Below are 10,701 nucleotides of genomic sequence, written 5' to 3' on the forward strand. Positions count from 1 at the left end.
GTTTATTCTATGAAAAAAGGGCTATATAACCTTTTTCATGCGCCGTGGTAATGAGCTGGAAGAGTTGATATTCCTGTGGGTTATTGATGCAGGATCAGCGTTGCGGCAAACTTATATAAGAAGTGCTGCCATTTTCGGTTTTAGGTGTCGAGTATGCCGTACATCGAGAAGATTGAAATGAAGGGCTTCAAATCTTACGGTAACAAAAAAGTCGTGGTTCCGCTCTCAAAGGGCTTCACCGCCATAGTCGGCGCGAACGGTTCTGGGAAGAGTAACATCGGCGATGCCGTTCTCTTCGTTCTGGGTGGGCTGTCAGCCAAGGCCATGAGGGCAACGAGGATCAGTGACCTCATCTTCGCCGGCAACAAGGCTGAGCCTCCTGCCAAATACGCTGAGGTTGCCATGTACTTCAACAACGAAGACAGGGGCTTTCCCATAGACGAGGACGAGGTCGTCATCAAGAGGCGCGTTTATCCGGACGGGAGGAGCGCCTACTGGCTCAACGGGAAGAGGGCGACGAGGAGCGAGATACTTGATCTTTTAAGCGCGGCGATGATATCTCCGGAAGGCTACAACCTCGTTTTGCAGGGGGACATAACGAAGTTCATCAAGATGTCCCCAACCGAGAGGAGGCTCATAATCGATGAGATATCTGGAATAGCCGAGTATGACGCCAAGAAGGAGAAGGCCCTGGAGGAGCTGAAGCAGGCCGAGGAGAACCTGGCTAGAGTTGATCTCCTTATAAAGGAGGTCAAGAAGCAGCTGGACAAGCTCGAAAAGGAGCGCAACGACGCCCTCCGCTACCTAGACCTCAAGGAGAAGGTCGAAAGGGCAAGGGTAGCTCTTCTCCTGGGGGAGATAAAGAGGCTCGAGTCCCTGATAGCCGGGACTGAGGAGAGGGACGGCGTCATTGAAGGTGAAATAAAATCCGTTGAGGAGAGCCTGAAAGTCCTCATCAAGGAGATAATAGCGAAGGAGCGCGAGCTGAACGAGGTTGAGAGGGAGCTGGAGGAAAAGAGCGAGGACGGCATCCTGGAGGTCACCCGGAGGATAAGCGAGGTCAAATCCAAGATAGAGATGGCGAAGAGAAACATCGAAAACGCGGAGAAGGAGATAGAAGAAGACCAGAGACGGCTCGTCAAGGCCAAGGAAGAACTCAAAAAGGTCTCGGACGAGATAGAGAAGAGCAAGGGGGCGATAGTAAGGTGGAGCAAGAGGCGGGAGAAGCTCCTCGTAGAGATCAAGGAGAAGGAGACTGCTAGGAACAAGCTGTTGGTTAAACTCGGTGAGATAGACAGGAGTTATGCCGTCGCCAGGGAGGAGTTCGATAAGGTTGTTAAGGAGCTTGAGGATGCCAAAAAAGAGCTCTACACAAGGGAGGCAGAAGTGAATAAGTTCACGGAGGAGATAGAGAGGGCCAAAGCCAGAATAGTCCAAGCAAAGGTCAGGAAGAAGGCTCTAAAAGAGGCAATAGAGGAATCCAAAAAGGCCTTAGAAGCCAAGAGGTCTGAACTTGCCGAGATAGAGGGCAAGATGGGAAAGGCACAGAGCCGTCTTAAGAAAGCTGAGAAGGAACTTGAAGAGAAAACAAATGCATTGAAGAAGGTTGAAAAAGAGCTGGCAAGGGCGAAGGAAGAGCTGATCAAGGCAGAGGCTCAGACGGAAGTTAGGGGGAACAGGGCCGTCGAGTTCCTCAAGTCACAGCAGATTCCAGGCCTTTATGGAACCCTGGGGGAGCTCATAAGCGTTCCGGATTCGACTTACGCTATCGCCGTTGAAGTGGCCCTCGGCGGAAACTACGATAACGTTGTTGTTGAAGACGACCGTGTGGCTGAAAAGGCGATAAAGCTCCTCAAAGAGAAAAAACTGGGAAGACTGACCTTCTTGCCCCTCAACAAAATAAAACCCAGATCAATGAAGGAAAGGCCAAAGCTTGGAACTCCTGCCATGGATGTTGTTCAATACGATCCAAAGTTCAAGAAGGCTGTGGCCTATGCCCTTGGGGATACGCTCATAGTCGAGGACATGGAGGAAGCGAGAGCGGTCGGTATAGGAAACGTCAGGATGGTTACCCTTGGAGGGGAACTTCTGGAGAAAAGCGGTGCCATAACAGGTGGACATTACAAACCCAGGGGCAAGTTTGGCGTTAACGTGGATGAACTGAAGAAGAAAGTTGAGGGGCTGGAACGGGAAAAGGACGCCCTTGAATCCGCCATGAACGCCCTGAAAGCCGAAATTAGGGGCCTCGAAAATGAGCTCTTTGAGCTGCGCATGAGGAAGAGCGACGTGAACAAGGACCTGGAGGTACTCCAGAGGGACCTTGAGAGGCTTCTCCGAGAGGACAGGGGAATTGACGAAGAGATCAAGAGCGCCGAAGTGGCAATCGAATCCCTCAACGCTAAGATAGAGGAGTACCGCGGTGAGATGGCCAAACTCAGAGGCAGAATCGAGAGGCTTGAAAAGAAGCGCGAGAAGCTGAAAAAGGCCCTTGAAAACCCGGAGGCCAGGGAGCTGAACGCGAAGATCAGGGAAGTCGAAGCGGAGATAGCCAAACTCCGCGAGGAGCTCAGCAGGGTGGAGAGCAAGCTTGAGGGCCTTGAGGGCAGGATAAACGAGGAACTTCTCCCAAGGAAGGCCGATCTTGAGGAGGAAATCGAGGGCCTCGTGAACAGGATAAACGCGCTGAGGGCCAACATAAGGGAGAACGAGGAGGCCATTAAGAGGCTCGAAGGCGAGATGGAAGAGCTCAAGAAGGCCGAAGAAAGCGTAAAGGATGAACTCAAGGAGCTCCGCGAGAGGCGCGAGAGGCTCAAAAACGAAATAGTCGAGCTGAGGGAGAAGAAGGACGAACTATCAAACAAGCTCAACGAGCTCCGCATAGAGGCCAACACCCTGAAGATAAAGCTGGCCCAGTACGAGACCGAGTTGAAGGAGAAGCAGGCCGAGCTCAAGCACTTTGATGGAAAGCTCGTGAAGTCAATAAAGCCCGAGGAGATACCGGAACCTGAAAAACTCGAGGAGCTGAAGAAAGAAATCGAGAAGATGGAAGAGGAGATCCGCTCACTTGAGCCCGTTAACATGAAGGCGATAGAGGACTTTGAGGTCGTTGAGAGGCGCTACATGGAGCTCAGCAGCAAACGCGAGCAGGTTCTGGCGGAGAAGGAGAGCATAGAGGACTTCATTGCGGAGATAGAGGGACAGAAGCGCGAAGTTTTCATGAAAACCCTTAACGAGATAGCCAAGAACTTCTCCGAACTGTTCGCAAAGCTCTCACCAGGAGGAAGCGCGAGGCTTATCCTCGAGAACCCCGAGGATCCGTTCGCCGGGGGCCTTGAGATAGAAGCAAAGCCAGCGGGAAAGGACGTCAAGAGGATCGAAGCTATGAGCGGCGGCGAGAAGGCCCTGACGGCTCTGGCCTTTGTCTTCGCCATACAGCGCTACAAGCCGGCACCGTTCTACCTCTTCGACGAGATAGACGCACACCTCGATGATGCAAACGTTAAGCGCGTTGCAGACCTCATAAAGGAGTCCTCCCAGTCGAGCCAGTTCATAGTCATAACCCTCCGCGACGTCATGATGGCCAACGCGGACAAGATCATCGGCGTGAGCATGAGGAACGGGATAAGCAGGGTGGTATCGCTAAGCCTTGAGAAGGCCATGAAGATCCTTGAGGAAGCCAGGAAGAGGAGCGAGGCAGAGCACGCGGAGATGTTCGGTCACCTGGCGGGGTGAAGATGGATGGAATCCCGATTTGAAGCCGAGATAACGCCCGTTGATATACTCCTCCAGCTCGTCAAAATGGGAAAGGTCGACCCCTGGAACATCGACATAGTGGATTTAACCGAGAAATACATCAAAATGCTCCGCGAGATGCAGGAACTGGACCTCAGGGTCTCTGCCAGGGCCATTCTGGCGGCTTCCATACTGGTCAGGATGAAAACCGAGGCACTACTCAACGAAGAACAAAACCAGAATGAGGAAGAAGAGACTGAAGAGCGTGTTAGGGTCGAGGTTGAGCCGCTTGCGCCGCCCATAAGAAGGAGCGAGCGCTACTACACCTTTGACGACCTGCTGGAGGCCTTAATGGACGCTCTGGAAGAGGCCGAGAGGAGGAAACCGAAGAAGAGGAAGAAGGAGAACATCGAGGAGCAGGTCTTCGTGGTGGACGATTTCCGCGTCGACATAGAGAAGCACGTCTACAGGCTTCACAACATCGTGGTGGAGCTCTACCGGGAGAAGAAGGAGCCAATAAAGTTCTGGGAGCTCGTCTTCGACCCGAGCCCAAAGATAGTGGCGAGGACTTTCCTCTACCTCCTCTTCCTATCCAATATGGGCAAGGTCGACCTCATTCAGGAGGAGCCCTTTGGGGAGATCCTGGTCGTTCCGCTTGAGAGCTCTGAGAGTAACCAGCCAGCCTGAGGGAAGAAGCTATCTTTTCCTCCTCTTCCACACTTATCCTGTCCTCCTCAAGGGCTTTCTCCAGCAGGTACTTACCCATGAAGCACTGGACGAGAAGTGGTCAGCTTGAGCTTCCAGAGGATTAACTATCCCTTGCGCCGACTAGTTTTCTCAGATTCCTCTTTGCGTCTAGAAGATAAGGATTTTGCCAGATCCCTCTCACCCTTCTTCGCTGGCCTGAAGGTTATTGCCAGGAGGGGAGGTTCGCTTCCGATGTAGAGGGCCCTCTTTTCCCGGTTGAGGTAGAAGCAGTAAACGCCTTTGGGAACTAGGTCAAGGAATTTCCCTGGAACGGTCTTCCTCGCGAGCCTCCCATCGAAGAAGACGCACTCGTATGGATGTTTTATTCCTTCAACCCTGTTCTTAATCTCCTCCAGCGAAAGCCTCTCACAGTCGAGTTTAGCGCAGACGAGGCTCTTCCTTCCGTCCGTGAAAATCACGATCCTCCCGTTTACATCCATCCTGATCGAGCGATCCAAAAACTCCCAGAGCCTGGAATAAACCCTTTCGGGCTTCCTTCTCTTTGCGAGCCTCTTGATGAGCCTCTCCTTCGCGTGCCTCGTGAGGAGCATGCTTGCGGTTACGTTAAGGGCTTTAAACCCTTGCTGGCCTACATGGGTACCTACATATGTAGGTTCTGACTAAGGCAGAAAGTATTAAGATTTAGCGAGAAGAGAGGTGTGGTTGAAATGAAGGGTGGAATGAGGATGCTAAAATATGCCATCCTCTTCGCGGTGTTTTCGCTTATCGACGCTCTAACTACATGGATAGGCACCCATAGGGGCTTCGCTGAGGCCAATCCGGTGCTGGCGGAAAGGTTATCGAATCCCCTCCTGTTTTTCGGGAGCTTTACGCTCTTCACGCTCCTCGGGGTGGGAGTCATAGCCTTCTCGTTTTATCTGGCTAAGAGAGTCCCGGCCATGAACTACTTCCCGGCGCTCTTTGTGGCCCTGAAGGCCCTTCCTGTGCTGAACAACCTCATCCTTCTAACTGGCCTCCCCCCGCTGAAGTTAACGTTAGCGGCAACGGCCCGGTGGCTTTTGGGCTTCGCATGAGAAGCTTTTTATTCTCCGCAATCGTTTTTGAAAATATGAGCTATCTCCGCAGGGATTTAATCGAGCCTCGCGTTTACCAGGAGGTCATCTACGCGAAGTGTAAGGAGCGAAACTGTCTCGTCGTCCTCCCCACGGGATTAGGGAAGACGCTCATAGCCATGCTCATAGCTGATTATCGGCTCTCAAAATACGGCGGAAAAGCTCTCATGTTAGCTCCGACCAAGCCCCTTGCAGTTCAGCACGCTGAGAGCTTTAGAAAGCTCTTCAACCTCCCGCCGGAGAAGATCAACGTCCTGACCGGCGAGCTTTCCCCTGAAAAGAGGAGGAAAATCTGGGAGGAGAGCGTTGTAATAACTGCCACACCACAGACGATTGAGAACGACGTCTTAACCGGTAGGATTTCCCTCGAGGATGTCGTCCTGCTCGTCTTCGATGAAGCCCACAGGGCCGTCGGCAACTACTCCTACGTCTTCATAGCGAAGGAGTACCTGAAAACGGCAAGACACCCGCTTGTTCTGGGTCTAACCGCATCACCGGGAAGCGACGAGGAGAAGATAAGGGAGATAGTAAGAAACCTTGGAATAGAGCACATCGAAATAAGGACGGAAAGCTCGCCCGATGTGAAGCCTTACGTCCAGAAAATAGCCTTTGAGTGGGTCAGGGTTGATCTTCCTGGAATCTACAAGGAAGTCCGCTCAATTCTCAGGGAGATGCTGAAGGAGAGCCTCAAACCGCTCGCAAACGCTGGCCTCGTCAGTTCCGCTTCAGCGGACATACCCAAGAGGGAAGTCCTCCAGGCGGGTTCGAGGATAAACCAGGCGGTCGCTAAGGGCGACTACTCGCTCGGTTCCCTTATGAAGCACCAGGCGAAGGCGATGAAACTCCACCACGCCATAGAACTCCTTGAAACGCAGGGTTTGACAGCTTTGAGAGCCTATCTGAAAAAACTCCGCGAAGACCGCTCCAAGTCGAGCAGGGAACTCATGGAAGACCCCCGCATGAGGAAGGTGATTTACCTCCTAGTTCAGGCAAAGGAACTCGGACTGGATCACCCGAAGATGGAGAAGCTGAAGGAGCTCATAAGGAGCCAGCTTGAGAAAAAGCCCGATTCAAAGATAATCGTCTTCACAAACTACCGTGACACCGGGAGGAAAATCATAGAAGAGCTTAGGGCCATGGGAATTTCGGCAGAGCGCTTCATAGGGCAGGCGAGTAGAGCTAATGACAGGGGGATGAGCCAGAGAGAGCAGAAGGAGATACTCGATAGGTTCTCCCGGGGAGAATTCAGGGTTCTCGTGGCGACCAGTGTTGGCGAAGAGGGCCTGGACGTCCCGGAGGTTGATCTCGTGGTTTTCTACGAGCCCGTGCCTTCGGCAATAAGGAGCATCCAGAGGCGCGGAAGGACGGGGAGACACAGGCCCGGAAAGGTCGTCATCCTGATTGCGAAGGGAACGCGCGATGAGGCCTACTACTGGAGCTCGAGGAGAAAGGAGAAGGGAATGTTCGAGGCCATAAAGAAAGTTGCCAGGGAGCTTGAGAAATCAAGACCGAAAGAGGAGAGGGTTGAAATAAGGGAAAAAGCCCCGGGGAGTGTTGAGATGAGCAGGGGAAAGATAACCCCCTTGGACGCGTTCCTGAAGCCGAAACGGGGGGAGAAGAAGGAATCCCCCAAGGCGAGTGAAAGTAAAGAAGAGGAAAGTCCGAAGGCCGAAAAAGGCAAAGCTGAAGTTGAAAAGCCCACAGAGGATGCCAAGGAACTCCCAATAAAGCCGGTCTTTGTTAGGAAGCCCAAGGGCATAGTCGTCTACGTTGACTCGCGCGAGCTGAGGAGCGGCATTCCAAAGCTTTTGAAGGAGCTTGGCGCGGAAGTCGAGGTCAGGACTTTGGACGTTGCCGATTATGTTGTCAGCGAAGAGGTGGGAATAGAAAGGAAGAGCGCTAACGATTTCATACAGTCTATCATAGACGGCAGGCTCTTCGATCAGGTTGAGAGGCTGAAAAGGGCTTACGAGAAGCCGGTAATAATAATCGAGGGCGAGCTCTACGGCATAAGGAACGTTCACCCCAATGCTATAAGAGGAGCTATAACAGCGGTAACGCTCGACTGGGGTGTTCCAATTCTGTTTTCCTCGGGCAAGGAAGAGACCGCACAGTTCATCTACTTGATTGCCAAGCGTGAGCAGGAGGAGAGGAAGAAGGAGGTTCGCCTCAGGAGCGAGAAGAAGGCCCTAACTTTGGCGGAGAGGCAGCGCTTGATAGTTGAAGGCCTGCCCAACGTCTCAGCGACTCTGGCGAAGAGACTCTTGAAACACTTCGGCAACGTGGAAAGGGTTTTCACTGCCACGGAGGAGGAGTTAAAGGAGGTCGAGGGGATAGGCGAGAAAAAGGCGAGGGAGATAAGGAAGGTCATTACCGCGCCCTACGTTGAAGAGGACAAAGCTTAATAACTCCGACGGAATCATTCAAACATGCGCCCTCAAGCTGGGAAAGATTCAGTGATCTACGTTGGAGCAACTTACGTCGGCAATTTTATCGACAAGGAGGTTATATTTGACATTTTCGATGAGGCAAACCGTTATTTCAAAGAAAACGATCTTCCCATCAGGTTCGTTTACTTCGGCAAACTTGAAGTTGGCCCGGGATACCTAATAAACATCCCAACCGAGGAGGGAAACGTTAAGGGTTATCCCCTTGAGGCCGTTATTGAGGCCCTCTACGCCAAGCTAGTGTCGGAGATCCAGCGGGACAGCTCTTTCCCAGTAAACAGGATATTTGGTCTGACTACTTTTCCCCTCGTTTCCAGAAACCCTTACTTCCACATTTACGAGAAGTTCCTGGGAATACAGCAGGAAATAACAGGGATGAGGATCATGGTTCTTTCAATTAAGCCCTTTGAGTCGGATAACCTTGTCCTGGTAAAGAACCGGGTTCTTAAGGGTGTGCTCCACGAGCTCGGCCACGGCTTTGGCCTTGAACACTGTTCCAACAGGTGCGTTATGAACCCGCCCCGCGACCTTGACGACTGGGACGGGAGGCCTCTGTCCTACTGCTCATCCTGCATGAGAAACCTCAGGAGTGCCCTTCTGGCTGAGATAACCCTTAAAAAATGAAGAGGTCGGAAACGGCAGGGCTCTTCATTGCCTTGCGGCTCGCCTAGCGAAATTCTCGTCATCCCTCCTCCATCATCTAAGCCTCTGGTATGCGGCCCACATTCTCTGGACGACGGTTATCCACGCGAGTATTCCGACCAAGTAGACACCGTATTCCACGTATTTTGCCCCGGCAAGGGAAAACGCTATGATGATGAGCAGCCTCTCGGCCCTCTCAGCGATGCCAACGGCAAGCTTCCCAGATCCGGCGAGTTCAGCCCGACAGCGCTCGTAGCTCACCAGGTAGGCGCCCATGAACGTCAGGAACGCCCAGCGCCAGTCAGCCAAACCACCGAGGGCTATGCCGAACAGAAGGGCCCCGTCGCTTATCCTGTCGAGGGTGGAATCCAGGAACGCTCCGAAGCGGCTTACCTTTCCGGTCATTCTGGCTAGGGTTCCATCGAGGGCATCTATGAGCGAGCCGAGGAGCAGAACAAGTGCAGCAAGCCTCGGCTCGCGGAGGTAGAACAGGTAAGCCCCTACAAGGCTTATCAGCAGTCCCAGAACGGTTATAGTGTTCGGAGTAACGCCAATTTTAGCGAGGGGCCTCACGATCGCTTCAAGGTACCCCTTAACGTTTTCTCTGTATCTGTTGAGCACCATCCCTACCACCGCTCAGAGCTCGATAACCTTCTTCCCTCTCTCCTGGGGGATTATTTTGAGCTTCGCGTTCTTGAACTCCTTTCTAAGGCCCTCACCATCGAGGAGCCTGTCGAGGAAAACGGCCAAAGCCGCAACCTCGCTGTGGGGCTGATTGCCTACGGCCACGTTATAGTCGGCTATTTCGTAAACTTCCCGCGGAACTTTCTCGGCTCCGACTACGACCATGACGTTCATCCCCGCTTTCAGCTCCTCCCTTATCGCTGGCAGGGCGTCGTCTATGTGAATCCCGTACATCGTCAGGTGAACTATAACTCCGCCGTTTTCCTTCCACTCTCTCATTGTCTTCTTCCAGCTCGGGTTGAACTCTATTTCAAAGGGGCCTCCCCATCTTCTCACGACGTCCTCAACGCTCTCCTTAACGTGTTCATCCTCTTCTGCCGCGATTATTATCCTATCTGCCCCAAAGGCCCTCGCCGTTAAGGCGACGTGCGTTGTGATCCTCTTATCCCTCTCGGGCCTGTGTCCGAGTCTGAGTACTACTATCATGCTCCCCCTCCGGCAACCTCTTAAGGCGAGACAAATAAATCCTTTCCGGTGGTTGGGATGATAACGCTCACGACTGACTTCGGGCTTAGAGGCCCCTACGTAGGCGAGATGAAGGTCGCGATGCTCAGGGTAAACCCGAACGCGAAGCTCGTTGACGTTACCCACGCGATAACCCGGCACTCCATCGTTGAGGGCTCCTTTGTGATGGAGCAGGTAGTCAAGTATTCGTCAGAAGGAACCGTCCATGTTGGCGTTATCGACCCCGGCGTTGGGACAGAGAGGAGGGCCATAATAGTTGAGGGCGACCAGTGGCTCGTCGTTCCCGACAACGGTTTAGCCACGCTTCCAATGAAGCATATAAAGCCCAGAAGGGCCTGGGAGATAGACCTTGAGAGGATTAGGCGCTTCACGGGGTGGAGAATAAGCTCGACCTTCCACGGCAGGGACGTCTTCGGGCCGGCCGGGGCGCTGATAGAGAAGGGCGTTTCTCCAGAGGAGTTCGCAGAGGAGGTTCCCCTCGATTCTCTCGTTAAGCTCGATTTGGAGCCGAAAAAAGAGAAAGACCTCTGGCTTCTGAAGGTTATCTACGTTGACGACTTCGGGAACGTTATACTGAACCTCGAAGACTGCGGAAGGCCGAATGCAGTTGAGCTCCCGGACTTCGGCCTCAGAATCCCCTACCTGGACACCTACGGCCAGGTTAAGCCTGGCGAGCTTTTGGCCCTGCCCGGAAGCCACGACTACCTGGAGATAGCGGTCAACCAGGGGAGCGCGAGTGAAAGGCTCGGCCTCAAGGTTGGTGATGAGGTGAGGGTGAGGCTCGTTCAAAAATTTTAAACGGATAGTTCAAAAATTTTGAACATGGTCGGCTCGGGCTGAGAAGGTTTATC

The 10,701-nt window shown here is 52.9% G+C and carries 9 protein-coding genes; 6 read left to right on the plus strand and 3 right to left on the minus strand.

Translation table 11 applies throughout. From position 1 onward, the window contains the following. Positions 1-153 precede the first annotated feature (153 nt). Positions 154-3,732: a chromosome segregation protein SMC gene (smc, locus tag A3K92_RS02375; RefSeq protein ID WP_088884749.1), complete on the plus strand. Its 3,579-nt coding sequence runs from the start codon at positions 154-156 to the stop codon at positions 3,730-3,732. 6 nt (positions 3,733-3,738) lie between these two features. After that, complete coding sequence (locus tag A3K92_RS02380) at positions 3,739-4,419, plus strand: segregation and condensation protein A (RefSeq protein WP_088884750.1); 681 nt, start codon at positions 3,739-3,741, stop codon at positions 4,417-4,419. Between the two features lie 125 nt (positions 4,420-4,544). Here A3K92_RS02380 and A3K92_RS02385 read toward each other — a convergent pair whose 3' ends face one another. Beyond that, positions 4,545-5,030 carry a hypothetical protein gene (locus A3K92_RS02385; protein ID WP_088884751.1) on the minus strand — a complete coding sequence of 162 codons (486 nt, stop codon included), beginning with the start codon at positions 5,028-5,030 and terminating at the stop codon, positions 4,545-4,547. 117 nt (positions 5,031-5,147) lie between these two features. On the opposite strand from A3K92_RS02385, the gene A3K92_RS02390 reads away from it, so the two are divergent. The 3 genes from A3K92_RS02390 to A3K92_RS02400 are packed head-to-tail and all read left to right on the plus strand — an operon-like array spanning position 5,148 to position 8,623. Then, positions 5,148-5,513 carry a DUF5658 family protein gene (locus tag A3K92_RS02390; RefSeq protein WP_232460892.1) on the plus strand — a complete coding sequence of 122 codons (366 nt, stop codon included), beginning with the start codon at positions 5,148-5,150 and terminating at the stop codon, positions 5,511-5,513. Between the two features lie 35 nt (positions 5,514-5,548). Next, complete coding sequence (locus A3K92_RS02395) at positions 5,549-7,957, plus strand: DEAD/DEAH box helicase (protein WP_088886013.1); 2,409 nt, start codon at positions 5,549-5,551, stop codon at positions 7,955-7,957. 24 nt (positions 7,958-7,981) lie between these two features. Continuing rightward, complete coding sequence (locus A3K92_RS02400) at positions 7,982-8,623, plus strand: zinc metalloprotease (protein WP_088884752.1); 642 nt, start codon at positions 7,982-7,984, stop codon at positions 8,621-8,623. Between the two features lie 72 nt (positions 8,624-8,695). On the opposite strand, the gene pgsA is transcribed toward A3K92_RS02400, so the two are convergent. Further along, complete coding sequence (gene pgsA / locus A3K92_RS02405; protein WP_088884753.1) at positions 8,696-9,265, minus strand: archaetidylinositol phosphate synthase; 570 nt, start codon at positions 9,263-9,265, stop codon at positions 8,696-8,698. Between the two features lie 12 nt (positions 9,266-9,277). After that, positions 9,278-9,811, minus strand: coding sequence for a tRNA (cytidine(56)-2'-O)-methyltransferase (locus tag A3K92_RS02410; protein WP_088884754.1), 534 nt, complete (start codon positions 9,809-9,811; stop codon positions 9,278-9,280). 57 nt (positions 9,812-9,868) lie between these two features. Between A3K92_RS02410 and A3K92_RS02415 the strand changes: the two genes are divergently transcribed. Next, on the plus strand, positions 9,869-10,648 hold the full coding sequence (locus A3K92_RS02415; protein ID WP_088884755.1) for an SAM hydrolase/SAM-dependent halogenase family protein: 780 nt from the start codon (positions 9,869-9,871) through the stop codon (positions 10,646-10,648). Positions 10,649-10,701 lie beyond the last annotated feature (53 nt).

Source organism: Thermococcus gorgonarius (assembly GCF_002214385.1).
GTDB lineage: Archaea > Methanobacteriota_B > Thermococci > Thermococcales > Thermococcaceae > Thermococcus > Thermococcus gorgonarius.

Coding starts and splice junctions, on each gene's coding strand:
- smc (WP_088884749.1), top strand. CDS start 154: ATGCCGTACATCGAGAAGATTGAAATGAAGGGCTTCAAATCTTACGGT.
- A3K92_RS02380 (WP_088884750.1), top strand. CDS start 3,739: ATGGAATCCCGATTTGAAGCCGAGATAACGCCCGTTGATATACTCCTC.
- A3K92_RS02385 (WP_088884751.1), bottom strand. CDS start 5,030: ATGCTCCTCACGAGGCACGCGAAGGAGAGGCTCATCAAGAGGCTCGCA.
- A3K92_RS02390 (WP_232460892.1), top strand. CDS start 5,148: ATGAAGGGTGGAATGAGGATGCTAAAATATGCCATCCTCTTCGCGGTG.
- A3K92_RS02395 (WP_088886013.1), top strand. CDS start 5,549: ATGAGCTATCTCCGCAGGGATTTAATCGAGCCTCGCGTTTACCAGGAG.
- A3K92_RS02400 (WP_088884752.1), top strand. CDS start 7,982: ATGCGCCCTCAAGCTGGGAAAGATTCAGTGATCTACGTTGGAGCAACT.
- pgsA (WP_088884753.1), bottom strand. CDS start 9,265: ATGGTGCTCAACAGATACAGAGAAAACGTTAAGGGGTACCTTGAAGCG.
- A3K92_RS02410 (WP_088884754.1), bottom strand. CDS start 9,811: ATGATAGTAGTACTCAGACTCGGACACAGGCCCGAGAGGGATAAGAGG.
- A3K92_RS02415 (WP_088884755.1), top strand. CDS start 9,869: ATGATAACGCTCACGACTGACTTCGGGCTTAGAGGCCCCTACGTAGGC.